This is a genomic window from Lonepinella sp. MS14436 (assembly GCF_042470565.1).
In the GTDB taxonomy this organism is placed as follows: domain Bacteria; phylum Pseudomonadota; class Gammaproteobacteria; order Enterobacterales; family Pasteurellaceae; genus Lonepinella.
This window is the reverse complement of sequence record NZ_CP170385.1, coordinates 1,603,591-1,629,727: the sequence shown is the minus strand read 5'-3', so window position 1 is coordinate 1,629,727 and position 26,137 is coordinate 1,603,591. Positions and strand designations below refer to the sequence as shown.

Here is a 26,137-nt window from a genome sequence, read left to right as displayed (position 1 = left end):
TTAATAATAAGGAATAAAAATGATCGATCCGAATTTACTACGCAATGACCTTGCTAAAACTGCTCAATTATTAAAATTAAAACGTAATTTTGATTTAGATGTTGCCAAAGTTACTGAATTAGAAGAACATCGCAAACTGTTACAAGTGAAAACAGAAACATTACAGGCAGAACGTAATGCACGTTCAAAAGCTGTTGGTAATGCAAAAGCTCGTGGTGAAGATATTGATGCTTTGCTAAAAGATGTGGACAGCATGAATATTCAATTAACTCGAGCTAAAGCATTATTGGACGATGTATTAAGTGAGTTAAACGAAATTTATTTAACCATTCCAAATTTACCCGCCGATGAAGTGCCGTTAGGTAAAGATGATAAGGAAAATAAAGAAATTTCACGCTGGGGAACGCCACGTCAATTTGATTTTGAAATTAAAGATCATGTTACCTTGGGTGAACAACTTAACGGTAGTTTAGATTTTGCTGCTGGGGTAAAATTGAGCGGAGCAAGATTTGCGGTGATGAAAGGTCAAATTGCCAAAATGCACCGTGCTTTAGCCCAATTTATGCTCGATTTACACACTGGACAACACGGCTATACGGAAACTTATGTGCCTTATTTAGTCAACCATGATACCTTATATGGCACAGGGCAATTACCAAAATTTGGTGAAGATTTATTCCATACCAAACCATTGGAGGGTGAAGTCCCTTACGCCTTAATTCCAACCGCAGAAGTGCCAGTCACCAACTTAGTGCGTGATGCAATTCTTGACACCGAACAATTACCGTTAAAAATGACGGCACATACACCTTGTTTTCGTTCCGAAGCGGGATCTTATGGACGTGATACACGTGGTTTAATTCGTATGCACCAATTTGATAAAGTGGAAATGGTGCAAATTGTTGAGCCTGAAACCTCCATGCAAGCCTTAGAAGAATTAACAGGTCATGCGGAAAAAGTATTGCAATTATTGAATTTACCATATCGTAAAGTGTTGCTTTGTACGGGTGATATGGGCTTTGGTTCGTGCAAAACCTACGATTTAGAAGTTTGGGTACCTGCTCAAAATACCTACCGTGAAATTTCATCTTGTTCTAATATGTGGGATTTCCAAGCTCGTCGTATGCAAGCCCGTTGCCGTGCGAAAAGCGATAAGAAAACTCGCTTAGTGCATACCTTAAATGGTTCTGGTTTAGCGGTGGGGCGTACCTTAGTTGCCGTATTAGAAAATTATCAAAATGCTGATGGTTCCATTACTGTGCCAGAAGTATTACGTCCTTATATGGGCGGATTGGAAGTGATTGGAAAATAATCATTCCTTAAATCCCAAAAAGTGCGGTATTTTTCACCGCACTTTCCTTATTTTATAAAGAGAGAATAAAAAATGTCATCACAATTCGTTTTCACTATGCACCGAGTAGGCAAGGTTGTTCCGCCGAAACGTCATATTTTGAAAGATATTTCCTTGAGCTTTTTCCCTGGGGCGAAAATCGGGGTTCTTGGTTTAAACGGTGCAGGTAAATCCACCTTATTACGCATTATGGCTGGCGTAGATAAAGAATTTGAGGGGGAAGCTCGTCCACAACCAGGGATTAAAATCGGTTATCTTCCGCAAGAACCAAAATTAGAGCCACAACAAACCGTGCGTGAAGTCATTGAAGAAGCGGTTTCGGAAGTAAAAAATGCCTTAACCCGTTTAGATGAAGTTTACGCTTTATATGCCGATCCTGATGCAGATTTTGATAAACTCGCTGCGGAACAAGCCAATTTAGAAGCTATTATTCAAGCTCATGATGGACATAATTTAGATAACCAATTAGAACGTGCTGCCGATGCCTTACGTTTACCAGAATGGGACGCGAAAATTGAACATCTTTCAGGGGGCGAACGTCGCCGTGTAGCATTGTGTCGTTTATTGCTCGAAAAACCCGATATGTTGTTATTAGACGAACCAACCAACCACTTAGACGCTGAATCCGTAGCGTGGTTAGAACGTTTCTTACACGATTATGAAGGTACTGTGGTGGCAATTACCCATGACCGTTACTTCTTAGACAATGTCGCAGGTTGGATCTTAGAACTTGACCGTGGTGAGGGTATTCCATGGGAAGGTAATTATTCTTCTTGGTTAGAACAAAAAGAAAAACGTTTAGCCCAAGAACAAGCCACCGAGTCCGCTCGTCAAAAATCTATTGAAAAAGAATTAGAATGGGTTCGTCAAAATCCAAAAGGTCGTCAAGCGAAAAGTAAAGCACGTATGGCACGTTTTGAAGAATTAAATTCAGGCGAATATCAAAAACGTAATGAAACCAACGAACTCTTTATTCCACCTGGTCCACGTTTAGGGGATAAAGTGATCGAAGTTGAACATTTAACCAAATCTTACGGTGACCGCACTTTGATTGATGATTTATCGTTCAGCATTCCAAAAGGGGCGATTGTGGGGATTATCGGGGCAAATGGGGCAGGGAAATCTACTTTATTCCGTATGTTGTCAGGCAAAGAACAGCCAGATAGCGGTTCCATTACCTTAGGGGAAACTGTGACCCTAGCGTCGGTGGATCAATTCCGTGATGCGATGGACGACAAAAAAACCGTGTGGGAAGAAGTGTCTAACGGACAGGATATTTTAACTATCGGTAACTTCGAAATTCCAAGCCGTGCTTATGTGGGGCGTTTTAACTTTAAAGGTGTCGATCAGCAAAAACGAGTCGGCGAATTGTCGGGCGGTGAGCGTGGTCGTTTGCATTTAGCTAAACTGCTACAACGTGGTGGCAATGTATTGTTATTGGACGAACCGACCAATGACTTAGACGTAGAAACCTTGCGTGCCTTAGAAAATGCCATTCTTGAGTTCCCAGGTTGTGCGATGGTGATTTCCCACGACCGTTGGTTCTTAGACCGTATCGCCACCCATATTTTAGACTATGGCGATGAAGGCAAAGTGACTTTCTACGAAGGTAACTTTACCGACTACGAAGAATGGAAAAAGAAAACCTTAGGCGAAGCGGCGACTCAACCGCATCGGATTAAGTATAAACGAATGACCAAGTAGTAGTTAAATAAACTAAGATAGTATTGGGGGAAAATCTCCCGACAATCTAGTTGAAAATGATTTTCATTATGCTAGAATACGGCTCTCTTTTTGAGAGCCTATTTTTTATTCAATCTAATTTGGAAAGCCTATGAAAAAACATTCATTAAGTGTATTAACACTACTTGTATTAAGTACCACTTCAGTTTATGCTGAAAATAACACCGTACAGCAAGATTCTGCATTAAATGCTGTTGAAGTGAAAGCATCTAGCGGTGAAACCACCACTGAACATAATAAATCCTTAACCACCTCTGCAATGTCCACTACTACAGGTTTAGTGCTTTCACCTCGTCAAACTCCACAATCGGTCAGTGTGATTACCAATACCCAATTAAGCGAACAAGGCATTACTAGCATGGAACAAGCCTTGCGTAATACTACTGGTGTGAACGTAGTAAAAGACAGTGGTAAATATCGTTTCCAATCCCGTGGTTTCTACATTAATAAAATTGAAGAAGATGGTCTAGCCACCAGCGTTCTCGGTGGTAACAGCGGTAATCCTTATCGTGATGCTCAAAGTATGACCGATCTTGCCATTTACGATCATATTGAAGTGGTGCGTGGTGCAACAGGCTTAACCCAAGGGGTTGGCGAACCTGGTGGTACGATTAATGCGGTACGCAAAAAACCAACGGCACAAACCCAAGCCAGCGTTGAAACCTCCGTGGATCGTTTTGGTGCATTGCGTGCCGTGGGCGATGTTTCTGGCAGTTTAAACCAAAGCCAAACTATTAGCGGACGTTTAGTGGCAGTGGGCGAACGTGAAAGAACCGCACAAGATGACGTAAAAAATAATAAAGGCACAATCTATGGTGTGTTAGATTTTGTGTTAAATGATTACAACAAATTCACTATTGGTGGTTTATACCAAGATCAAAAAGAAGTGCCTGATTATTGGGGGATCCCAATGGCAGTTGGCGGCGGCAATGCTGGTTTTTCTCGTGACACCTATTTAGGTTACAATTGGAATGAATTGCGTACTAAGAAAACCAATGTATTTACCGAATTTGACCATTATTTCAACGATGATTGGAAATTAACCAATAAAATTAGCTACACCAAAAATCAATCTGATAGCCAATTAGCAGGGATTTATAACAGTTCAACTAGCTATCAAGGTTATACGTCTGGTTCAACACTGGCGACACAAAATATTCAAAAATATGAGAATGACGGCAAACAATTTGTGGTGAATACCAATTTAAACGGTAAATACAGTTTATTTGGTCGCCAACACGAAGTCTTTTTGGGTCATAACTATTCTTATGAAAGAACCGACACTACTTGGAAAAGAGCAAGAAATTCTACTGCATTTAATCCATTTGAATTCCAAGGTAATGAGTTAAATGCTCCAGATTGGAATAGCGTGAGTAGTAATGGTGGGTATGCGGATCGTACGTTTTATGATTCAAGAATTATTTCTAACGCGATTACCGCAGGGACGAAATTCCAAGCGACCGATGATTTAGCCCTTATTTTAGGCACGCGTTACGAAAATTATCGTTCCGTAGGCAATACCAATTATGATACTTGGAGCTATGTACCTGATACGGATGCTGATATCCATTCCAAGGTAAGACGTGTTCGCTTTATCCCTTACTTTGGTGCAACCTACGACATCAATAACAACCATAGCATCTACGCCAGCTACACCAGCATTTTCAAACCGCAAACAGCAACCGATGCGGAAGGTAAAATCTTAGATCCGATTGTCGGCACGAATATGGAATTAGGCTGGAAATCTGAATTTTACGATGGCAAATTAAACACTGCACTTTCTGTGTTCCGTATTGAACAAGAAAATCGTGCCGTGACGATCTCCGCAGCAAATTCACACACAGGAAGAGCCTATTCTGTACCTACTGGACTCATTCGTAGCCGTGGGGTAGATGCGGAAATTTCAGGCGACTTAACTGAACGCTGGAAACTCTTTGCAGGTTACACTTTCAACATCAGCGAATATCGCCGTGCGGAAAGCAATACTTATACGCAAGGCATGGAATTTAGCAAACATACGCCGAAACATTTGTTCCGTCTATACACCAGCTATAACTTGCCGATTGATGATAATAAATGGACCATTGGCGTTGGGGTAAATGCTCAAACTGCTGCGTCTAGCATATATAACGTATCCCAAGGTGGCTATGCGTTATGGAGTGCTAATATTCAATATGCGGCAACTCCAAATATCAAGTTAAGTTTAATTGGCGATAATCTTACCAACAAACTTTATTATGAAAATCATAGAGTACGTACTTTGGGTATTAACAACCATTACGGCGAAGGACGTAATGTGACCTTTAAATTTAGTTGGAATTACTAATCAAAGTTAACACAAGGGCGAACAACGTTTCGCCCTGCTTTTCTTATGCAAACCTTAAAACATTTTCTTACTCTCGCTCGCCCTTTTTGGGGAAAACCACAGCAATGGCGTGAATGGCTGTTATTATTTGCCGTTATCAGTTTTGCTTTGTTGATTATCCAAATGAGCGTCAATATTACCCAATGGAATAAAGCCTTTTATGATGCGGTGGCGGATTTTAATGGCGATATTATTCCGTCATTAATTATTAATTATTTAATTTATATTGCTTTTATTGTTGCTTTTATTGTATTCGGCAACTGGTTACGCAAGCAGCTGATTTTCCGCTGGCGTTTGCAACTTACCGAGCAATTTCAATCTCTTTGGCTAAACCAACATCGCCATTATCAACTGCAGTTTTATCACTCATATATAGATAATCCTGATCAACGTATTGCCGAATATTCTGCCTTATTAAGTGAGTTAAGCATTGATTTATTTAAATATTTTATTATGAACATTGCCAAACTCGTGGCATTTATTACGTTATTGTGGCAAATGTCAGGGGTACAAAACGTTCAAATTTTTGACCGCACTTTTCATATTTACGGCTATTTAGTTTGGGTGGCATTACTTTATTCAGTACTTTGCACGCTTTTTATGCACTGGATTGGGCATAAATTACAACCTCTCAATATTGAAAAACAACATCGTGAAGCGGATTACCGTACAAATTTGGTTCAGATTAAAGAAAATGCAGAGCAAATTGCCATTTATCAAGGTGAACCCAATGAAAAGTATAGACTTAATCATCGTTTTCAACAGATTAAACAAAATTGGCAGGAGTTAATTGCCCGAGAATTTAAAATTGAGCTATTTTCAGCCAGTTATTTACGCATCAGTCTATTTATCCCGATTTTAGCCACTTTGCCCATGTATCTCACCCGTACGATGACACTCGGCGATATGATGCAAGCTCGCAGTGCCTTTGGCAATGTACAAGATGGCTTTGGCTGGTTTATGGATTATTATAAAAAACTCATGCAATGGTCAGCGGTGATTGCTCGTTTATCTCAATTTCAACAAGCGTTAGAGAAAGTGCCTACGAGTAAAACTCAAATAATCATTGAGCCACAGACGGAAATTCAGGTCAAGCAACTTGCCTTATATACACCTGAAAAACACTTTTTGGTTTCGAATATTTCTTTTCATTTAACCGCAGGAAATTGGTATCAAATCAGTGGAAAAAGTGGCGTTGGAAAATCTACGCTACTTCGCACTCTGGCTGGATTATGGCGTTATTATCAAGGTGAATTGAAAGTACAAACGTCGTCTTTTTTATTTTTACCCCAAAAGCCGTATTTATTTGAAAGCGATTTACGCCAATTATTAAGCTATCCACGGCAGACTATTGCCGATGATGAAGCATTAAAACAAGTATTAAATTGGGTCGGCTTAGATCCATTAACCGAGCAACTGGACTGCATTAAACCTTGGCATAAACAACTTTCTGGTGGTGAGCAACAACGTATTAGTCTTGCTAGAGCCTTATTACATAAACCGAGTTTGCTTTTTTTAGATGAAGCTACCAATCAACTGGACGAGCAAAGTGCTATTCAGCTTATGCAAACACTGAAGCAACAGTTGCCCGATTGTTTGTGTGTAGGAATTAGTCACCAAAGTTCATTGGAAAAGATGTTCGAGAGCAAGATTAACTTAGGACGCTCCTTAATCCATTCGTGATAAAATAGACGAAAAAGCCACCGCACTTTCATTAATGGTTTGAACTTTAAATCATCAAGTGCGGTATTTTTTATAAAAATATGAAATTTTTTGTAAGTATTTTACTTATGCAACGACTAACCTAATATGAAAGATATTCTTTCATGAAAAATTTAACAAGGAGAAGATTATGAAATACAATAAATTGTTTTTATTATTTATTTCAGCTATGGCAGTAAGTCCAATCACCATGGCAAATAGTGAGAAACCAGCAATGGAGGTTAAGAGTATGAATTCAGCAACAAATATGCAAAAAGAAGACATTCGTGAAATTTATCTGGCTGGTGGTTGTTTCTGGGGCATTGAAGCCTATATGGAAAGAATATACGGGGTAAAAGATGCGACATCGGGTTATGCCAATGGTAAAACCGAAAAAACGAATTATCATCTGATCGGCAGTACCGATCATGCGGAAACCGTTCATGTAACCTATGATGCGAATAAGGTGTCGTTAGATAAATTATTGAAATACTATTTCCAAGTAATTGATCCAACTAGCGTGAATAAGCAAGGTAATGACCGTGGTCGTCAATATCGTACGGGTATTTATTATCAAAATGAACAGGATAAAGAAATTGTTTTAAAAGCCATTCAGGCACAGCAAGCGAAATATAAAGATAAGATTCAAGTGGAAGTAGAACCATTGAAACATTATGTGTTGGCGGAAGAATATCATCAGGATTATTTGAAGAAAAATCCTAATGGTTATTGCCATATTGATTTAGAGCAAGCCAACCATATTATTATTGATCCAAAAGATTATCCAAAACCAAGTGATGCAGAATTAAAAGCGAAATTAACCCCGTTACAATATTCCGTCACGCAAGGTAAAAACACGGAACGTTCATTTAGTAATGAATATTGGGATAATTTTGAAGCAGGGATTTATGTGGATATTACCACAGGTGAACCACTATTTTCTTCCGCAGATAAATTTGAATCTGGTTGTGGTTGGCCTAGCTTTACCAAACCGATTGACAAGGATGTGGTTACTTATGCCGATGACAGAAGTTTTAATATGCTGAGAACTGAGGTTATTAGCCGTAGCGGTAAGGCTCATTTAGGACATGTGTTTGATGATGGTCCAAAAGATAAGGGTGGATTACGCTATTGTATTAACAGTGCAGCGATTAAATTTATTCCATTAAATAAAATGGAAGAAGAACATTATGGTTATTTAATCAATTTAGTTAAAGGGAATTAAGATGTTTGATCAAAATTTATTAATTAGTAGTGTTTTTTTGGCGGGATTACTTTCTTTTTTATCGCCTTGTATTTTCCCAATCGTACCGATTTATTTTGGTATCTTAAGTAAAGGTGGTAGAAAGATCTTAAATACCTTTTTGTTTGTGTTAGGTTTATCTGTCACCTTTGTTGGACTAGGTTTTGGGTTTGGTTTTTTAGGTGATGTGTTATTCAATGATAAAACAAGAATTATCGCTGGGATTATTGTGGTGATTCTTGGCATACATCAACTAGGTATTTTTAAGATTAAATTCTTAGAACAAACCAAATTGGTGGAAATTAAAACCAGCGGTAAAAGTTCATCTATTGAAGCCTTTGTTTTAGGATTAACCTTTAGCCTTGGTTGGACACCTTGTATTGGACCAGTGTTAGCCTCTATTTTGGCGTTATCTAGTAATGATGGTTCAGCGTTATATGGTGCAGCGATGATGTTTGTTTATGTGTTAGGTTTAGCCACACCGTTTATTGTATTTTCCTTCTTCTCTGACACTTTATTGAAAAAGGCAAAATCTATGAATAAACATTTAAACAAATTTAAAATGGTCGGTGGTATATTAATCATCTTAATGGGTATTCTATTAATTACCAATAATTTACATATTTTTATGTAGTGGCGAAATTTAATATAAGGAGATTTTAAACAATGAAAAAATTATTAGCGTTAGTGTTTATGTTATTTAGTGTTAATTCATTTGCAGCGGGAGAAACTACATTGAAAGATATTCAATTTAAAGATCTGAACAACAATACGGTGACACTTGAGCAATATCAAGGCAAAAAACTGTATGTCAAAATGTGGGCATCTTGGTGTCCGATTTGTCTAGCAGGTTTGGCTGAAATTGATGAATTAAGTGCGGATCAAAATAAAGATTTTAATGTTGTTACCATTGTTTCACCAGAACACAAAGGTGAAAAATCCACAGGTGATTTTATTGAATGGTACAAGGGACTAGAATATAAAAATATTGTGGTGTTACTTGATGAAAGTGGTGAAGTGCTTAAACGCACCAAAGTTCGTGGCTATCCGTCAAGTTTAATTGTGGATCAAGAATTAAATTTACAAAAAGTAATTCCAGGGCATTTAGGAACGGCACAAATTAAACAAGCGTTTAATTAGTCATGCTACCAAGGAGGGTAGGGGGCTAACCTTTGGGTTAGCCCTTTTTTTTATAAGCTAAGATTAATCTGCTTTCAACGCATATTTGCCAGAACCAAGGTGCATAATTGCCCAGAATGCAAACAGATAAGTGGTAACACCTTCAATCGCCCAAGCACCCGTTGGAGCAAGTGCGAAAATGAGCGGAACGTATCTTACCAGAATAATGATGATACAAGAAATTACGCCAATGAAAGCATTAATACGCGTGAAAACCCCAAACATAATAAAAATGGGTACAACTATTTCACATACATAAACGGCATTAGCAAAGAAAGCTGGCAATCCGAGTTCAATAAATCTATCCGTGATAAAATCTATGCCTCCCGTGACTTTATGAATGCCGTGTAATAAAAACATAAAGGCAAAGCTAACACGCAAAATGAATTTTGCGAGATCTGGTTTATCGACTAATTGGTTGATTTTTTCGATTGATGTACTCATAAATAGTTCCTTCTTGTGTTTGAGTTAAATAGTTTGTTGAGCTAATTGTTCAAAAGCCCAATCTGCTACAGCTAAAGTGCGGTCAATATCTTCATCAGAATGTGCTAATGACATAAAACCTGCTTCATAGGCAGAGGGTGCAAGATAAATTCCTTTTTCTAACATTAAATGGAAGAAGCGATTAAATGTTGTGGTATCACATTGCATAACCTGTTGGAAATTGGTGATTTCTTGCTGTTCTGTAAAGAATAGACCGAACATGCCGCCTACATATTGTACTTGGAATGGTATGCTGTGTCTATTTGCAAGCATTTTTAAGCCTAGAGCGAGTTTTTCCGTTTTTTCGGCTAATTTTTGTTGGTTGCCGTTTTTGCTTAATTCGGTTAAACAAGCTAACCCAGCTGCCATGGCGATTGGGTTGCCAGAAAGAGTGCCTGCTTGATAAACGGGACCTGTTGGTGCAATGTATCGCATGATTTCTTGTTTTCCACCAAATGCCCCTACAGGCATACCGCCACCAATAATTTTACCTAAACAGGTTAAATCAGGTGTAACGCCATAATAAGATTGTGCGCCGCTTAACGCCACACGGAAACCTGTCATGACTTCATCAATAATAAATACAGTGCCGTATTGATCGCAAAGTTGACGTAAACCTTGTAAGAACCCGTCTTTGGGCGGAATACAGTTCATATTGCCTGCCACAGGTTCAATAATTAAACAAGCAATCTCGTTAGGATATTGCTCAAAGGCTTGTTTGACTGAATTAAGATCGTTATAAGTACAGGTTAAGGTATGTTTAGCAAAATCTTCTGGTACACCAGGGGAGCTTGGTTGACCTAGAGTTAATGCACCTGATCCTGCCTTAACTAATAAAGAATCTGAATGACCGTGATAACAACCTTCAAATTTGATAATTTTATCTCGTCCTGTGTAGCCACGTGCTAAACGAATAGCAGACATAGTGGCTTCCGTGCCAGAACTGACCATTCTCACCAGTTCAATAGAAGGCATGAGTTGGCATACTAATTCCGCAAGCGTAATTTCGCTTTCCGTAGGTGCACCAAAACTTAATCCATTTGGCACGGCTTTTAACACGGCATCAATAATCGCAGGGTGATTATGTCCGAGAACCATTGGTCCCCATGAGCCGACATAATCAATATATTGTTTGCCGTCTGTATCAGTAATATAGGCTCCAGCGGCTTTTTGAATAAACACTGGCGTTCCGCCAACGCCTTTAAATGCTCGAACCGGGGAATTGACCCCCCCTGGGATAACTTGTTCAGCTCGAGAAAAAAGTGCGGTTGAATTTGACATATTTTTTCCTTTTATCATCAATAATACGCAACTATTGTACTGTATTTCTTCTATAATTTTTGTTTTTTTGTAAAAATATTCTGCAATCAGATAGGATTAATGCTATGCTTTGCAATATTTTTAGAGGTAGCACGTTAAGGCGAAATAAAGGATATGTGGTTAGATTTACTGTTAACATTTTTAGCATCTTTTCTTACTATTTTAGTGATGCGTCCCATTGCCATTGCGGTCGGTTTAGTAGATAAACCCAATTACCGCAAACGTCATCAGGGGGCGATCCCTTTAATTGGAGGGATTTCGCTGTTTATGGGAAATCTCTGTTTTTACCTGTTACAATGGGATCAAACCAAGTTACCCCAGCTTTATTTATTTAGTGTCTTTGTACTATTAGCCATTGGAATTTTAGATGATCGCTATGATATTAGCCCTTTCTTACGAGCAGGTATTCAGGCGGTGTTATCGGTATTTATGATGTATTATGGGCGTTTATCCCTTGATCACTTAGGACAAATTATTGGACCTTTTACTGTTACACTCGGTTGGATTGGCGTGGTGATTACGGTATTTGCTACTCTTGCGATTATTAATGCGTTTAATATGATTGACGGTATTGACGGCTTACTCGGTGGATTATCTAGTGTCGCATTTGCTGGCGTGGGGATTTTGATGTATATGGATAATCAACATGATCTGGCACGTTGGTGCTTTGCCTTAATTGTGGCGATTATACCGTATGGGATGTTTAATCTTTGTATTCCTTTTGGTAAAAAATATAAAATTTTTATGGGCGACAGTGGTAGTACGCTCATTGGTTTTACCATTATTTGGATCTTATTATTGAGTACACAAGGCAAAGGACACCCGATGAATCCAGTGACAGCCTTATGGTTGGTGGCGATTCCGTTAATTGATATGGTGGCGATTATTTATCGCCGTTTGCGTAAAGGTAAAAGTCCATTTCGCCCCGACCGTTTACACGTTCATCACTTGATGGTACGAGCAGGGTTAACCCATCGCCAAGCCTTTATGTTAATCACTTTTATCGCTGCTTTGTGTGCAGGATTTGGCATTTTAGGTGAAATTTATTATATTAATGAATGGCTAATGTTTATTCTATTCATTGGTTTATTCTTTTTGTATTCTTATTCAATTACCAGAGCGTGGCGAATTACACGTTTTGTTCGCCGTCATCGTCGCCGTTTATTACGTGCGAAAAAGCAAACAGTGTAGCGAACATTGTTTTAGATTTAGGAAATATTATGAAATTATTACAAAGTTTATTATTTATTATTATTTTCACCGCACTTTTTGCTGTGGCTGGCTATGGTGCGAGTTATGCCATGAGAGAACAATGGAAAGCAGAAGTAGAAGTGCGTCAACCGAAAGTAGAGCAGTTAGGTACTTATTTTTCTTTGTTTGAAATGTATCAATTAATTAACGGTAATAAAACCGAAGATCAAAAAGAAACGGCGAATTTTGTTTATAAAGGGTTTAAACAACAGTTAAAAACCTATGATAATTTATCTAAATTCTGGTTAGATTCTGATTTCTATAAACAACGTCAAACAGGCATTGAAGAACGAGATGAGGCTTTTTTACAAGAACTTATTGCAGGTATTCAATTTGTTGAAGGAAATCCTGAACGTAACATTCCCGATCGTATCAGTTTAACCTTAGACAACCCAAAACAAGCGATGCTACAGTTGGAGAGTTTTGTAAAACATGTCAATTATTTAACCAGACAATCTTTATATAATGAATTGATTACCAAGTGGAAAACCTTATTCAATCAGGTAAATTTAGCCGCTCAACAAAGTACTGATAATGCCAAACAAGGTGAATTAAGCTGGCAAGGTAAATTAAATATGATGAAATCGGTTTCGCCATTAGATAACCAATTAGCCGCCTTTGATTATTTAAAATCCCCAACTCAACCTAAAGTGGCATCACCAGATCGCTTATTATGGGCGGAAGTCGGTGCTGCAGCTGGTTTCTTGTTCGGTTTATTGCTCGCTTTGATTTTTGTTGGGCGTAAACAAAAAAGTCACAGCCAAAGGGTGAATGACAAAATTTAAGATCTTACCGATCTCAGCATTCGCATTTAACCAAAGTGCGGTGTCTTTTGAGTGAGTTTCATTTTGATCTTATTTTTGTACGAGAGTGACTATTGCTTAGCATAAGCCTAGTTGGTTGAGGGGCAAATCAAATTTACTATTGCATATCTAATAATGGTAAGAATTGTTGCCCTGATAAAATCATGCCACATTTAACTCAAGTTTATTTAGATTTTTGCGGTGCTGTGATTTAAAACGGCAAAATAGCAAAAATAAAGGCGGTCACTGATATGTCAACAATCACAAAACCAACCTTAACCAGTACAACCCTTTGGACATCCACCGCTGTTGCCATTAAACTCATTATTGGGCTAGTTGTCATTAAAATCTTTGCTCTAAATTTTGGCTCGGCAGGGTTAGGACAGGCGGCAAATTATATGACCTTGCTTACGGTGCTGGGCGTGCTGTCAGGGGCAGGAATTTTAAATGCAGTGACCAAATTTGTAGCCGAATATGAACAGGATTCGCAACGGTTACAAGCCATTTTAGGGGCGAGTAGTCTATTGATTATACTGGTTTCGGTGATGTTAGCCTTGATTGGCTTGCTGTTTGCTCAACCCATTTCCTTGTTTTTATTTCAAACCGCCGATTACAGTCTAACCATTCAACTACTTGCTTTGCTGCAATGCTTAATAGCATTAGGTAATTATTTTATCGCCATTTTAAAAGGACAACGTCAAGCCAAAGCCTGTGCGATGAGTTCCATTTTTGCTAATTTAGTGGGAGCATTGTGGTTGCTGTTTTGTTTATGGATATGGGGCTATCAGGGGGCGTTAATCGGTTTTGCCTGTATTCCAGCCTTAATTCTTGTCCCCAGTCTGATTGCGTTACTAAAACAAAATTGGCACTGGCAATGGTTAAAGCCAAATTTTGATTTATCTGCCAGTCATATTCTTCGTCATTATATGATAATGACCCTTGTCGCTGTTTGTATTATACCAACAGTGTATATTTTATTACGCAATCAATTAATCGAAAGCCAAGGATTAAGTGCGGTGGGTTTATGGCAAGGATTAAGCCGTATTTCCGATGCCTATTTACAGCTTTTAACCACAGCATTTTCCGTGTATTTATTGCCCACCTTTGCTAAATTAAGCGATAAATCGGCGATTCAGAAAGAAGTTAAAAAAGCCTTGGGTTTTATTTTTCCGTTGGCGTTAGCTCTGGCATTATTGGTATTTTTTTTGAGAGATTACTTGATCATTCTGTTATTTAGCCCTGATTTTACCCCAATGTCTGATTTGTTTGGTTGGCAATTAGTGGGTGATCTGTTTAAAGTGGCGAGTTACGTTTTTGGCTATTTATGGTTAGCCAAAGCCGCAACTGGTCGCTATATTTGTGCTGAAATTGTACAGGGAATGTTATTGTTTGGTTTATCTAGTTATGGGATCGCACAACAGGGGGTAGCAGGGGCAACCTTGGGCTATGGACTTTGCTATATGATTTATTTCGGTTTTTGTTGGGTTTTATTTAAGTTGGATTATGGGAGTAAAAAATGAAACAGATTATTCACGTTTTAGGTTCGCCCATTCCCCATCATAATCATACCATGTTGCGTTTTTTAGCGGAGCAGTTGCAACCCCAATTACCGAAACAAGCCATTAAGCAAGTGTTGGTGGTGGGCAAGGGGTATCAAGAGCAATATCCAAGCCTTTACATTCAGGAATTTGACAGTAAAAAAAGTATTGCTCAAGCCATCTGTCAGTTAGCAAAACAAGATCCACGAAACTATTTTTATTTACACGGTCAATTTAATTTTCCCCTTTGGATAGCTATCCTTTTTGGCAAATTACCGCCCGAGCGGCTCACTTGGCAAATGTGGGGGGCGGATTTACACGAAGATAGTCAACAATGGAAATTTAAACTCGCTTATCCGTTACGCCGTTTTATTCAAAAGAAATTAATTTCCGTGGCAGGCTATCAAGGGGATTTAGCTTATTTTAAACAGCATATTAATTCAAATGTGCAAGGGCATTTAGTGTATTTCCCGAGTAAAATGCACCGCGGTTTTCAGACTATGGAAAAGGAAAAGCAAAAATCCGATAAACTCACCATTTTATTAGGCAATTCAGGCGATCCGTCTAATCGTCATTTAGTGGGGTTGGAGCAAATAAAACAACAGCTTGGGGATAATGTGCGGATTATTATACCAATGGGCTATCCCGAACATAACAGTGACTATATTGCTCAAGTGACCGCTGAAGCCACACGGTTATTTGCTCAAAGTGCGGTACAAATTTTAACCGAAAAAATGCCATTTCAAGATTATTTAAATTTGCTTAATCAATGTGATGTGGCGTATTTTATTTTTCAACGTCAGCAAGGAGTGGGATCTTTGTGTTTGCTCACCCAATTTAATGTGCCAGTGGTGTTACATCCGAAAAATACCTTTATTGACGATATGCGATTATATCAAGTGCCGTTTCTGTTGCAGAATCAGGTGACGGAACAAGCCATTTTCGACACGCAACAACAATTAACCGCACTTGATAAAGAGAGTATTGGCTTTTTTGATCCCCATTTTATTGCAGGGTGGTTGGCTATATTAATGCAGATTTTGCAACAAGGAGAAGAGAATGCTTGAATTTGCAGAACTTATCCTGTTGACGCCCTTGTATATTTTGTCATTAAGTGTGGTGCTTTATTTATTACAACAAGATGTAAAACAGCAAGGTTTTTCCTTTCATTTATTGTTTAGTTTGGTTTATTTGTCTGTCTTTTATTTAGGCTTTCCGTTGTCGATGGGTTTGATGTATGGCTTTCATATTTCATTGCCACCTTTTGCGGTCTTATGCCAAACTTTGTTGACCGCAACAGGATTTTATTTACTTTATTATTGGGTTTATCAGGGCAAATTTTATCCCCGTTTATTGCCAGTAAAACTCGAGAAAAATACACCGCAGTTTACAGCAAAGATCACGATGTGGATTTTATTGGCGATAAGTTTAGGGGCAATGGGGATTTTTTATGGGTTGAATGGTTTGTTATTATTTAAATTAACCGCCTATAACCAGATTTTTTCAACACAAGTGAGTGCGGTTGCCTTAAAACGTTTTTTTTATTTTTGCTTGCCAGCGTTGTTAATTTTTTATTTTATTCAACCAAGTAAACGCCGTTGGTGGCAATTTCTGTGCTTAGGCGTGGCTTTCGGCGTGTTTAGTTATGTGGTGATCGGTGGCACGCGTGCAAACTTAGCTTTAGCGGTTGCTTTGTTTGTGTTGATTGGCATTGCTCAGGGCTATCTTTCTTGGCGAGCATTAGGCGGATTTGCCCTGTTGGGTGTTTTCGCTATGTTTTTATTGGCAATGTGGCGATATGGGTTAGCTTTTAACGATGAACAAACGTTGTTTCGTTTTTTACACTTAACTCGGGATACCTTTTCGCCGTGGGAAAATTTGGTAACCATTCTCAATACAAAAAATATTGAATATCAAGGATTAATGCCCATCATTCGGGATTTTTATGTGTATATTCCCAAAGCCTTATGGGCGGATCGTCCTGATTTAGTGTTAAATACGGCAAATTATTTTACTTGGGAGATTAAGCATTATTATGCGGGCTTGGCGATTTCCCCAACATTAATTGGATCGTTTTACATTATGGGGGGCTATCCAATGATTTTGGTGGGGGCGGTTGGCTCGGCATTGGTTGTCAAAGGATTTGATGGGTTGTACCGTTGGGCTAAAGGTCATGAAAGTGCGGTGTTAAAAGCCTATTGTTTTTCGCATATTTTTACTCTGACGGTGTTAGTGCGAGAAGGGTTTGATGCGTTTGTTTCTCGTTTTGTCTTTTTGACGATAGGTTGGGGCGTGGCGTATGGGTTAGCAAAAGGAATAGTAAAATGGAAAAAGTCGTCATTCGAGAAATAGATATTTTGGTGCCTGAAAATAAGCAAGCGTTGGTTGATCATTTGATTTCCGAAAAGCAAATAAAAACGGGGTTATTGATTGCGATAAATGCAGAAAAAATGATTGCCTGTGCTAAAAACCCTCAAGTGAAAGCCTTAATTCAGCAAGCAGAATTTAACTATGCAGATGGTATTAGCGTGGTTTTTTCCATTAAAAAGAAATATCCACAATGGCAAAAATTAACACGGATTGCAGGGATTGATTTATGGCAAGCCTTGTTGCAACGTTCGGCAGAATTGAGTGTGCCAGTTTTTTTGGTGGGGGGACAAGCGGATGTGGTGAATCTGGTGGCAGAAAAATTATCGCATCAGCAAGTGGATATTGTGGGATACCAACATGGTTATTTTTCTGAACAAGAAGAAAGGGCAGTGATTGAAAGAATTAAGCAAAGTAATGCGAAGTTTGTGACAGTGGCAATGGGATCGCCAAAACAAGAGATTTTTATGCAAAAAGCACAACAGATTTATCCTGATTGCCTTTATATGGGAGTGGGGGGGAGTTTTGATGTGTTGGTGGGTAAGACCAAACGGGCTCCGTTATTATGGCGAAAAATGAATTTGGAATGGTTATATCGTTTATTAAGCCAACCCACACGTTGGCAACGCCAGTTAAATTTATTACAATATGCCTATTATTATGTGACGAATAAGTTATAAAATAATCGGAACTAAAGTAAATTCGAAATAAATTGCACAAATTAACAGCTAACGTTAGAAAAACGCAATTTTTTTGCAAAAAATGCTAGACAACAACAAGCAAAATCATTAATATACGCCTCCGTTGCAACGCAATATGTGTGCGTTCGTAGCTCAGTTGGATAGAGCGTTGGCCTCCGGAGCCAAAGGTCGCAAGTTCGAATCTTGTCGAGCGCGCCAGAAGTTAATGCAATTCAACATGAAAACAATGGTGGCTATAGCTCAGTTGGTAGAGCCCTGGATTGTGATTCCAGTTGTCGTGGGTTCGAATCCCATTAGCCACCCCATTTACTACTAGAGAGTAAATCTGACGGCGAGTAGCGCAGCTTGGTAGCGCAACTGGTTTGGGACCAGTGGGTCGTAGGTTCAAATCCTATCTCGCCGACCAATTTTATAAAATTTGCGAAAGCAAAATCGTTCTTTAACAATTTATCAGACAATCTGTGTGGGCACTTGTTGATTGACTTGTTTTAAAAAATTAAATAAAACTTGAAGTCTTAATAGGTGCTTAACTTAGAAATTCATTAACTTTTCATTTTTTTTGAGAGTGAGAAGAAAGATTTAAAAGCAAGCAGTTTATTGAGCGATCGAACTTAAATTGAAGAGTTTGATCATGGCTCAGATTGAACGCTGGCGGCAGGCTTAACACATGCAAGTCGAACGGTAGCGGAGAGTACTTGTACTTTTCGTGAGAGTGGCGGACGGGTGAGTAATGCTTGGGGATCTGGCTTATGGAGGGGGATAACTACGGGAAACTGTAGCTAATACCGCGTAGTGTCGAGAGACGAAAGACTGGGACTTTTAGCCAGTTGCCATAAGATGAGCCCAAGTGGGATTAGGTAGTTGGTAGGGTAAAGGCCTACCAAGCCGACGATCTCTAGCTGGTCTGAGAGGATGACCAGCCACACTGGAACTGAGACACGGTCCAGACTCCTACGGGAGGCAGCAGTGGGGAATATTGCGCAATGGGGGGAACCCTGACGCAGCCATGCCGCGTGAATGAAGAAGGCCTTCGGGTTGTAAAGTTCTTTCGGTGATGAGGAAGGGATTTAGTTTAATAGACTAAGTCATTGACGTTAGTCACAGAAGAAGCACCGGCTAACTCCGTGCCAGCAGCCGCGGTAATACGGAGGGTGCGAGCGTTAATCGGAATAACTGGGCGTAAAGGGCACGCAGGCGGTTACTTAAGTGAGATGTGAAATCCCAGAGCTTAACTTTGGAATTGCATTTCAGACTGGGTAGCTAGAGTACTTTAGGGAGGGGTAGAATTCCACGTGTAGCGGTGAAATGCGTAGAGATGTGGAGGAATACCGAAGGCGAAGGCAGCCCCTTGGGAAGATACTGACGCTCATGTGCGAAAGCGTGGGGAGCAAACAGGATTAGATACCCTGGTAGTCCACGCTGTAAACGATGTCGATTTGGGGATTGGGGTTTAACTCTGGTGCCCGTAGCAAACGTGATAAATCGACCGCCTGGGGAGTACGGCCGCAAGGTTAAAACTCAAATGAATTGACGGGGGCCCGCACAAGCGGTGGAGCATGTGGTTTAATTCGATGCAACGCGAAGAACCTTACCTACTCTTGACATCCATAGAAGAACTTAGAGATAAGTTTGTGCCTTCGGGAGCTATGAGACAGGTGCTGCATGGCTGTCGTCAGCTCGTGTTGTGAAATGTTGGGTTAAGTCCCGCAACGAGCGCAACCCTTATCCTTTGTTGCCAGCATGTAGTGATGGGAACTCAAAGGAGACTGCCAGTGATAAACTGGAGGAAGGTGGGGATGACGTCAAGTCATCATGGCCCTTACGAGTAGGGCTACACACGTGCTACAATGGTGCATACAGAGGGTAACCAACCTGCGAGGGGGAGTGAATCTCAGAAAGTGCATCGTAGTCCGGATTGGAGTCTGCAACTCGACTCCATGAAGTCGGAATCGCTAGTAATCGCAAATCAGAATGTTGCGGTGAATACGTTCCCGGGCCTTGTACACACCGCCCGTCACACCATGGGAGTGGGTTGTACCAGAAGTAGATAGCTTAACCGGAAGGGGGGCGTTTACCACGGTATGATTCATGACTGGGGTGAAGTCGTAACAAGGTAACCGTAGGGGAACCTGCGGTTGGATCACCTCCTTAGTAATCAGAGGGCAGATGACAGAAGACAGAAGACAGAAGACAGAAATGTCAGGTCACTGTGATATTGTTACTCAAAGAAACGAAGCGACAGCAAGTGTCCACACAGATTGTTTGATAAAAAGTAGAAAAGAAAGAGAAAAAGACCGCACTTTTCATTGCTTACTAGGTCGAGCAAGAGAAACGAATGAAACGAAAAAAGAAGTGCGAATAATAAAAGACAACAAATTATCTTTACCTGTTGTCCCCATCGTCTAGAGGCCTAGGACATCGCCCTTTCACGGCGGTAACCGGGGTTCGAATCCCCGTGGGGACGCCAATTAAAGATGATTCGGTAGATAAACAAGAAATGGATTATCTATATTATTTTCTTATTGTTCTTTAAAAAATTGGAAACAAGCTGAAAACTGAGAGATTTTCGAAAGAAAGTCTGAGTAGAGAAAATCTTGACTGAACAAAAGCAGTCAAGTGTTTAGTTGAAACAGCAACATCATTTGTTTTTGAAAACATTTGAGGTTGTATAGTTAAGTGACTAAGCGTACACGGTGGATGCCTAGGCAATCAGAGGCGAAGAAGGACGTGCTAATCTGCGAAAAGTTTGGATGAGTCGATAAGAGGCGTTTAATCCAAAATATCCGAATGGGGAAACCCAGTAGATGAAGAATCTACTATCATTTACTGAATACATAGGTAAATGAGGCAAACCGGGAGAACTGAAACATCTAAGTACCCCGAGGAAAAGAAATCAACCGAGATTCTGTGAGTAGCGGCGAGCGAAAGCGGAGGAGCCGTTAGAGATAGCAATAAAACGAAGAGAATGAACTGGGAAGTTCAACGACACAGGGTGATAGTCCCGTATCTGAAAGTTATATTGTGGTACTAAGCTAACAAGAAGTAGGGCGGAACACGAGAAATTCTGTCTGAAGATAGGGGGACCATCCTCTAAGGCTAAATACTCCTGATTGACCGATAGTGAACCAGTACTGTGAAGGAAAGGCGAAAAGAACCCCAGCGAGGGGAGTGAAATAGAACCTGAAACCGTGTACGTACAAGCAGTGGGAGCCGTAAGGTGACTGCGTACCTTTTGTATAATGGGTCAGCGACTTATATTTTGTAGCGAGGTTAACCGAATAGGGGAGCCGAAGGGAAACCGAGTCTTAACTGGGCGGCAAGTTGCAAGGTATAGACCCGAAACCCGGTGATCTAGCCATGGGCAGGTTGAAGGTTGGGTAACACTAACTGGAGGACCGAACCGACTAATGTTGAAAAATTAGCGGATGACTTGTGGCTGGGGGTGAAAGGCCAATCAAACCGGGAGATAGCTGGTTCTCCCCGAAATCTATTTAGGTAGAGCCTTGAGCGAACACCTTCGGGGGTAGAGCACTGTTTCGGCTAGGGGTCCATCCCGGATTACCAACCCGATGCAAACTGCGAATACCGAAGAGTGATACTCAGGAGACACACGGTGGGTGCTAACGTCCATCGTGAAGAGGGAAACAACCCAGACCGCCAGCTAAGGTCCCAAAGTACTAGTTAAGTGGGAAACGAAGTGGGAAGGCTTAGACAGCTAGGATGTTGGCTTAGAAGCAGCCATCATTTAAAGAAAGCGTAATAGCTCACTAGTCGAGTCGGCCTGCGCGGAAGATGTAACGGGGCTAAAACTAGTCACCGAAGCTGCGGCATCAAGAGTAATCTTGTTGGGTAGGGGAGCGTTGTGTAAGCGGAAGAAGGTGAATTGAGAAGTTTGCTGGACGTATCACAAGTGCGAATGCTGACATAAGTAACGATAAAACGAGTGAAAAACTCGTTCGCCGGAAGACCAAGGGTTCCTGTCCAACGTTAATCGGGGCAGGGTGAGTCGGCCCCTAAGGCGAGGCTGAAAAGCGTAGTCGATGGGAAACGGGTTAATATTCCCGTACTTGGATAAATTGCGATGTGGGGACGGAGAAGGTTAGGCAAGCAGCCTATTGGATGGCTGTTTAAGCGTGTAGGTGGGGGATTTAGGCAAATCCGAATCCCCATTCAACACTAAGGCGTGATGACGAGCTCCTAAGGGAGCGAAGTTGTTGATACCACACTTCCAGGAAAAGCCACTAAGCTTCAGGTTTATCTAAACCGTACTGAAAACCGACACAGGTGGTCAGGTAGAGAATACTCAGGCGCTTGAGAGAACTCGGGTGAAGGAACTAGGCAAAATAGCACCGTAACTTCGGGAGAAGGTGCGCCGGCGTAGATTGTAGTCTTTTACAGATGAAGGTTGAACCGGTCGAAGATACCAGCTGGCTGCAACTGTTTATTAAAAACACAGCACTCTGCAAACACGAAAGTGGACGTATAGGGTGTGATGCCTGCCCGGTGCTGGAAGGTTAATTGATGGTGTTATCGAAAGAGAAGCACCTGATCGAAGCCCCAGTAAACGGCGGCCGTAACTATAACGGTCCTAAGGTAGCGAAATTCCTTGTCGGGTAAGTTCCGACCTGCACGAATGGCATAATGATGGCCAGGCTGTCTCCACCCGAGACTCAGTGAAATTGAAATCGCCGTGAAGATGCGGTGTACCCGCGGCTAGACGGAAAGACCCCGTGAACCTTTACTATAGCTTGACACTGAACCTTGAATTTTGATGTGTAGGATAGGTGGGAGTCAGAGAAACTTAAACGCCAGTTTGAGTGGAGACGACCTTGAAATACCACCCTTTAACGTTTGATGTTCTAACGAAATATCTGAAACGGGTATTCGGACAGTGTCTGGTGGGTAGTTTGACTGGGGCGGTCTCCTCCCAAAGAGTAACGGAGGAGCACGAAGGTTTGCTAATGACGGTCGGACATCGTCAGGTTAGTGCAATGGTAAAAGCAAGCTTAACTGCGAGACAGACAAGTCGAGCAGGTACGAAAGTAGGTCATAGTGATCCGGTGGTTCTGAATGGAAGGGCCATCGCTCAACGGATAAAAGGTACTCCGGGGATAACAGGCTGATACCGCCCAAGAGTTCATATCGACGGCGGTGTTTGGCACCTCGATGTCGGCTCATCACATCCTGGGGCTGAAGTAGGTCCCAAGGGTATGGCTGTTCGCCATTTAAAGTGGTACGCGAGCTGGGTTTAGAACGTCGTGAGACAGTTCGGTCCCTATCTGCCGTGGGCGTAGGAGAATTGGTTGGGGCTGCTCCTAGTACGAGAGGACCGGAGTGGACGCATCCCTGGTGTTCCAGTTGTTTCGCCAGAAGCATTGCTGGGTAGCTACATGCGGGAGAGATAAGTGCTGAAAGCATCTAAGCACGAAACTTGCCAAGAGATGAGTTCTCCCACACAGAAGTGTGTAAGGGTTGTTTAAGACGAAGACGTAGATAGGCTGGATGTGTAAGTGATGTGAGTCATTGAGCTAACCAGTACTAATTGCCCGAGAGGCTTAACTATACAACGCTCAAGTGGTTTTGATTCAGATGACGGATGTCAGATGACAGAAGACAGTTGAAGAGCGTGAAACTAACGAACAGACAAAAAAGAAAATCGAACAGACAGCTTGTTTCAAATTTAAAGAACAAAATACAAAAAGGAAAGAATTAAGTAGGATACAGGATAACACACGGTACTGCCGTCTGTAATCTGTCATCTGACCCCTGATTTCCTGATGGTCATAATGCAGTAGAGCCACCTGACTCCATGCCGAACTCAGAAGTGAAATGCTGTGATGCCGATGGTAGTGTTGGGAATCCCAATGTGAGAGTAGGTCACCATCAGGTTTTTTATTACAACAACGAACCCCAGTTACGTGAGTAGCTGGGGTTTTTGCTATTCTCTTAAAACTACGTTAAAATCAACCGCACTTTTGTCAACAATGTTGGATATATGTTACTTTCTGTTCTTTATATTATAGGAATTTTTCCTTAGTCTTGACTAGAGATGAAAATAAAGAAAGATTTTGCTTTTATAAAGTTGCTCTTTTCATTGTTTTAACAAATTCCGCTAATTCTTGCAAACATTGTACGTGATTATCCAAGTTTTTCTCAATAATCTTCACCGTAGCTGATCCTGAAATTGCTCCTGCTACCCCCATATTTAACGCATCTTTGACTTGTTGTGGTTGAGCAATACCGAAGCCTTGTAAAATTGGTGGAGCGTGGTGAGCTTTTAAACATTCTACTAAGTTATCCAAATTTTTCGCGTGACTTTGGTTTTCAGCACTGGTCACTCCTGCACGAGAAACTAAATACGTATAACCTTGAGATTTTTCTGCCACTCCTTGAATAGTTTTTTCATCAGCATTTGGCGGACAAATAAACACAGGTTGAATGCCATATTTTTTAGCTGCTTGAATATAGGGTTCAGATGCCAATAATGGAATATCTGCCACGAGAACCGCATCTACCCCCACTTTTTTACAACGTTGATAAAATCCGTCTAAGGTTTGGGCATAGATTAAGTTGGCACAAAGCAATAAGCTGATCGGAATATCGGGATATTTTGACCGCACTTTTTCGATTAATTGGAAACTTTCTTTTGTGCTACAACATGCTTCTAACGCACGATTGTTGGCGGCTTGAATAACGGGACCATCTAATAGAGGATCTGAAAAAGGAAAACCGAGTTCTAAAGCATCAGCACCATTATCAACTAAAGTACAAATAATCTCAAAGGAACGTTCAAAATTTGGATCACCTAAGGTTACAAATGGTACGAATCCACCTTGATTTTTGGCTGCCAAATTATCAAATAAAGTTGCAAAACGACTCATTACAGGATTCCTCTTTCTGTGAAAATTTTATCTACAGTAAAAATATCTTTATCACCACGACCAGATAAATTTACCACTAATAATTGCTCTTTGTTTGGATTCTGTTTTGCCATTTTTAAAGCATAAGCAAGTGCATGAGAGCTTTCTAATGCAGGAATAATACCTTCGTGTTGGGCTAACTCTTTAAACGCATTTAAGGCTTCATCATCGGTAATACTTGGATATTCCGCCCGTCCAATAGAATTAAGATAGGCGTGTTGAGGACCAACGGATGGAAAATCCAATCCAGCAGAAATGCTATAAGATTCTTCAATTTGTCCATCTTCCGTTTGCATAATCGGTGATTTCATACCAAAATAAATCCCTGGTTTACCATGTCCAAGTGGAGCACCGTGTTCACCAGTTTCAATACCTTTGCCTGCTGGTTCAATACCGATTAAGCGAACGTTGCTTTCTTTGATAAAATCTGCAAACATTCCAATAGCATTGGATCCACCTCCCACCGCTGCAATCACGGCATCTGGTAAGCGTCCTTCTTTTTCGAGAATTTGGCGTTTAGTTTCTTCGCCGATCATTTTCTGAAATTCACGTACAATGGTTGGGAATGGATGTGGGCCTGCGGCTGTCCCAATCAAATAATGAGTGGTTTCATAATTTGCTGCCCAATCACGCATTGCTTCGCAGCACGCATCTTTAAGAGAACAAGATCCTTTTTGTACAGGCACTACTTCAGCACCCATTAATCGCATACGGAAAACGTTAGGTGATTGGCGTTCTACATCCTTTGCTCCCATATACACAAGACAAGGCATACCAAGCATTGCACAAGCTAATGCAGTTGCTACACCGTGTTGACCAGCACCAGTTTCTGCAATAATGCGAGTTTTACCCATTCGTTTGGCAAGTAAAATTTGCCCAAGTACTTGGTTAGTTTTGTGAGCACCACCGTGTAAAAGATCTTCACGTTTAAGATAAATTTTAGTTTTTGTACCTTTAGTAATATTGCGACAAAGGGTTAAAGCAGTTGGGCGACCTGCATAATTTTTCAGTAAATCTTGGAATTCGGTTTGAAATTTGGGATCGTCTTTGGCATCAACAAAGGCTTTTTCTAATTGTTTTAACACTGGAATGAGAATTTCGGGAACATACATTCCCCCAAATTCCCCAAAATAGGGATCAAGTAGTGTATCTGTCATAATATTTCCTTACAT

Annotated in this window: 17 protein-coding genes, 4 tRNA genes, 3 rRNA genes and 1 pseudogene; 21 read left to right on the top strand and 4 right to left on the bottom strand. The window is 40.6% G+C overall.

Going from position 1 to position 26,137, the window contains the following annotated elements:
- Positions 1-19 precede the first annotated feature (19 nt).
- The 7 genes and pseudogenes from serS (at position 20) to O1Q81_RS07850 (ending at position 9,543) form a co-directional block, all read left to right on the top strand.
- Positions 20-1,312, top strand: coding sequence for a serine--tRNA ligase (serS, locus tag O1Q81_RS07880; RefSeq protein WP_386686638.1), 1,293 nt, complete (start codon positions 20-22; stop codon positions 1,310-1,312).
- 72 nt (positions 1,313-1,384) lie between these two features.
- Positions 1,385-3,055 (top strand): energy-dependent translational throttle protein EttA, encoded by a 1,671-nt coding sequence (gene ettA / locus O1Q81_RS07875; RefSeq protein WP_386696932.1) that lies wholly within the window; start codon positions 1,385-1,387, stop codon positions 3,053-3,055.
- Positions 3,056-3,185: 130 nt separating this feature from the next.
- Entirely contained in the window at positions 3,186-5,420 is a 2,235-nt protein-coding gene (locus O1Q81_RS07870; RefSeq protein WP_386696930.1) for a TonB-dependent siderophore receptor, read from the top strand.
- Positions 5,421-5,465: 45 nt separating this feature from the next.
- Positions 5,466-7,142: an ABC transporter ATP-binding protein/permease gene (locus tag O1Q81_RS07865; RefSeq protein ID WP_386696928.1), complete on the top strand. Its 1,677-nt coding sequence runs from the start codon at positions 5,466-5,468 to the stop codon at positions 7,140-7,142.
- A 298-nt stretch (positions 7,143-7,440) separates the two neighbouring features.
- A pseudogene (msrB, locus tag O1Q81_RS07860) lies at positions 7,441-8,385 on the top strand (peptide-methionine (R)-S-oxide reductase MsrB); the annotation flags it as partial.
- A 1-nt stretch (position 8,386) separates the two neighbouring features.
- Complete coding sequence (locus O1Q81_RS07855; RefSeq protein WP_386686633.1) at positions 8,387-9,037, top strand: cytochrome c biogenesis CcdA family protein; 651 nt, start codon at positions 8,387-8,389, stop codon at positions 9,035-9,037.
- Positions 9,038-9,069: 32 nt separating this feature from the next.
- Entirely contained in the window at positions 9,070-9,543 is a 474-nt protein-coding gene (locus tag O1Q81_RS07850) for a redoxin family protein (protein WP_386686631.1), read from the top strand.
- Between the two features lie 63 nt (positions 9,544-9,606).
- Here O1Q81_RS07850 and O1Q81_RS07845 read toward each other — a convergent pair whose 3' ends face one another.
- Both O1Q81_RS07845 and hemL read right to left on the bottom strand, forming a co-directional pair.
- Entirely contained in the window at positions 9,607-10,026 is a 420-nt protein-coding gene (locus O1Q81_RS07845) for a DoxX family protein (protein ID WP_386686628.1), read from the bottom strand.
- Between the two features lie 24 nt (positions 10,027-10,050).
- Positions 10,051-11,346, bottom strand: a complete 1,296-nt coding sequence (gene hemL, locus O1Q81_RS07840; protein ID WP_386696926.1) for a glutamate-1-semialdehyde 2,1-aminomutase — start codon at positions 11,344-11,346, stop codon at positions 10,051-10,053.
- 153 nt (positions 11,347-11,499) lie between these two features.
- Here hemL and wecA point away from each other — a divergent pair, with 153 nt between their 5' ends.
- The 14 genes from wecA (at position 11,500) to rrf (ending at position 23,934) form a co-directional block, all read left to right on the top strand.
- Complete coding sequence (wecA, locus tag O1Q81_RS07835) at positions 11,500-12,576, top strand: UDP-N-acetylglucosamine--undecaprenyl-phosphate N-acetylglucosaminephosphotransferase (protein WP_386686623.1); 1,077 nt, start codon at positions 11,500-11,502, stop codon at positions 12,574-12,576.
- A 29-nt stretch (positions 12,577-12,605) separates the two neighbouring features.
- On the top strand, positions 12,606-13,421 hold the full coding sequence (locus O1Q81_RS07830; RefSeq protein WP_386686621.1) for a chain-length determining protein: 816 nt from the start codon (positions 12,606-12,608) through the stop codon (positions 13,419-13,421).
- 269 nt (positions 13,422-13,690) lie between these two features.
- Entirely contained in the window at positions 13,691-14,959 is a 1,269-nt protein-coding gene (wzxE, locus tag O1Q81_RS07825; RefSeq protein ID WP_386696924.1) for a lipid III flippase WzxE, read from the top strand.
- A complete protein-coding gene (locus O1Q81_RS07820; RefSeq protein WP_386696922.1) occupies positions 14,956-16,044 on the top strand; it encodes a TDP-N-acetylfucosamine:lipid II N-acetylfucosaminyltransferase in 1,089 nt (362 codons plus the stop codon). The genes wzxE and O1Q81_RS07820 overlap by 4 nt, the downstream gene beginning before the upstream one ends.
- The gene (locus O1Q81_RS07815) at positions 16,037-17,329 is read left to right on the top strand and encodes a WzyE family oligosaccharide polymerase (RefSeq protein ID WP_386696920.1); all 1,293 of its coding nucleotides are present in this window, start codon (positions 16,037-16,039) and stop codon (positions 17,327-17,329) included. Before O1Q81_RS07820 ends, O1Q81_RS07815 begins: the two co-directional genes overlap by 8 nt.
- Positions 17,302-18,024, top strand: a complete 723-nt coding sequence (wecG, locus tag O1Q81_RS07810; RefSeq protein ID WP_386696918.1) for a lipopolysaccharide N-acetylmannosaminouronosyltransferase — start codon at positions 17,302-17,304, stop codon at positions 18,022-18,024. Before O1Q81_RS07815 ends, wecG begins: the two co-directional genes overlap by 28 nt.
- 142 nt (positions 18,025-18,166) lie before the next feature.
- Positions 18,167-18,243 (top strand) — tRNA-Arg (locus O1Q81_RS07805).
- A 31-nt stretch (positions 18,244-18,274) separates the two neighbouring features.
- Positions 18,275-18,350, top strand: a tRNA-His gene (locus O1Q81_RS07800).
- A 24-nt stretch (positions 18,351-18,374) separates the two neighbouring features.
- Positions 18,375-18,451, top strand: a tRNA-Pro gene (locus O1Q81_RS07795).
- A gap of 207 nt (positions 18,452-18,658) precedes the next feature.
- A 16S ribosomal RNA gene (locus O1Q81_RS07790) occupies positions 18,659-20,196 on the top strand.
- 15 nt (positions 20,197-20,211) lie between these two features.
- Positions 20,212-20,451 carry a hypothetical protein gene (locus O1Q81_RS07785; RefSeq protein ID WP_386696916.1) on the top strand — a complete coding sequence of 80 codons (240 nt, stop codon included), beginning with the start codon at positions 20,212-20,214 and terminating at the stop codon, positions 20,449-20,451.
- Positions 20,437-20,512, top strand: a tRNA-Glu gene (locus O1Q81_RS07780). The genes O1Q81_RS07785 and O1Q81_RS07780 overlap by 15 nt, the downstream gene beginning before the upstream one ends.
- A gap of 203 nt (positions 20,513-20,715) precedes the next feature.
- A 23S ribosomal RNA gene (locus O1Q81_RS07775) occupies positions 20,716-23,608 on the top strand.
- 210 nt (positions 23,609-23,818) lie between these two features.
- Positions 23,819-23,934 (top strand): 5S ribosomal RNA (gene rrf, locus O1Q81_RS07770).
- The 16S, 23S and 5S rRNA genes sit together here with 4 tRNA genes alongside, the layout of an rRNA operon.
- 185 nt (positions 23,935-24,119) lie before the next feature.
- Here the strand turns inward: rrf and trpA are convergent.
- Together trpA and trpB are read right to left on the bottom strand one after the other, a co-directional pair.
- Entirely contained in the window at positions 24,120-24,926 is an 807-nt protein-coding gene (gene trpA, locus O1Q81_RS07765; RefSeq protein ID WP_386694200.1) for a tryptophan synthase subunit alpha, read from the bottom strand.
- Positions 24,926-26,122 carry a tryptophan synthase subunit beta gene (trpB, locus tag O1Q81_RS07760; protein ID WP_386694197.1) on the bottom strand — a complete coding sequence of 399 codons (1,197 nt, stop codon included), beginning with the start codon at positions 26,120-26,122 and terminating at the stop codon, positions 24,926-24,928. The genes trpA and trpB overlap by 1 nt, the downstream gene beginning before the upstream one ends.
- Positions 26,123-26,137 lie beyond the last annotated feature (15 nt).

Excerpts from the sequence above, each read along its gene's own strand:
- serS (WP_386686638.1), top strand. The coding sequence starts at position 20 with ATGATCGATCCGAATTTACTACGCAATGACCTTGCTAAAACTGCTCAA.
- ettA (WP_386696932.1), top strand. The coding sequence starts at position 1,385 with ATGTCATCACAATTCGTTTTCACTATGCACCGAGTAGGCAAGGTTGTT.
- O1Q81_RS07870 (WP_386696930.1), top strand. The coding sequence starts at position 3,186 with ATGAAAAAACATTCATTAAGTGTATTAACACTACTTGTATTAAGTACC.
- O1Q81_RS07865 (WP_386696928.1), top strand. The coding sequence starts at position 5,466 with ATGCAAACCTTAAAACATTTTCTTACTCTCGCTCGCCCTTTTTGGGGA.
- O1Q81_RS07855 (WP_386686633.1), top strand. The coding sequence starts at position 8,387 with ATGTTTGATCAAAATTTATTAATTAGTAGTGTTTTTTTGGCGGGATTA.
- O1Q81_RS07850 (WP_386686631.1), top strand. The coding sequence starts at position 9,070 with ATGAAAAAATTATTAGCGTTAGTGTTTATGTTATTTAGTGTTAATTCA.
- O1Q81_RS07845 (WP_386686628.1), bottom strand. The coding sequence starts at position 10,026 with ATGAGTACATCAATCGAAAAAATCAACCAATTAGTCGATAAACCAGAT.
- hemL (WP_386696926.1), bottom strand. The coding sequence starts at position 11,346 with ATGTCAAATTCAACCGCACTTTTTTCTCGAGCTGAACAAGTTATCCCA.
- wecA (WP_386686623.1), top strand. The coding sequence starts at position 11,500 with ATGTGGTTAGATTTACTGTTAACATTTTTAGCATCTTTTCTTACTATT.
- O1Q81_RS07830 (WP_386686621.1), top strand. The coding sequence starts at position 12,606 with ATGAAATTATTACAAAGTTTATTATTTATTATTATTTTCACCGCACTT.
- wzxE (WP_386696924.1), top strand. The coding sequence starts at position 13,691 with ATGTCAACAATCACAAAACCAACCTTAACCAGTACAACCCTTTGGACA.
- O1Q81_RS07820 (WP_386696922.1), top strand. The coding sequence starts at position 14,956 with ATGAAACAGATTATTCACGTTTTAGGTTCGCCCATTCCCCATCATAAT.
- O1Q81_RS07815 (WP_386696920.1), top strand. The coding sequence starts at position 16,037 with ATGCTTGAATTTGCAGAACTTATCCTGTTGACGCCCTTGTATATTTTG.
- wecG (WP_386696918.1), top strand. The coding sequence starts at position 17,302 with ATGGAAAAAGTCGTCATTCGAGAAATAGATATTTTGGTGCCTGAAAAT.
- O1Q81_RS07785 (WP_386696916.1), top strand. The coding sequence starts at position 20,212 with ATGACAGAAGACAGAAGACAGAAGACAGAAATGTCAGGTCACTGTGAT.
- trpA (WP_386694200.1), bottom strand. The coding sequence starts at position 24,926 with ATGAGTCGTTTTGCAACTTTATTTGATAATTTGGCAGCCAAAAATCAA.
- trpB (WP_386694197.1), bottom strand. The coding sequence starts at position 26,122 with ATGACAGATACACTACTTGATCCCTATTTTGGGGAATTTGGGGGAATG.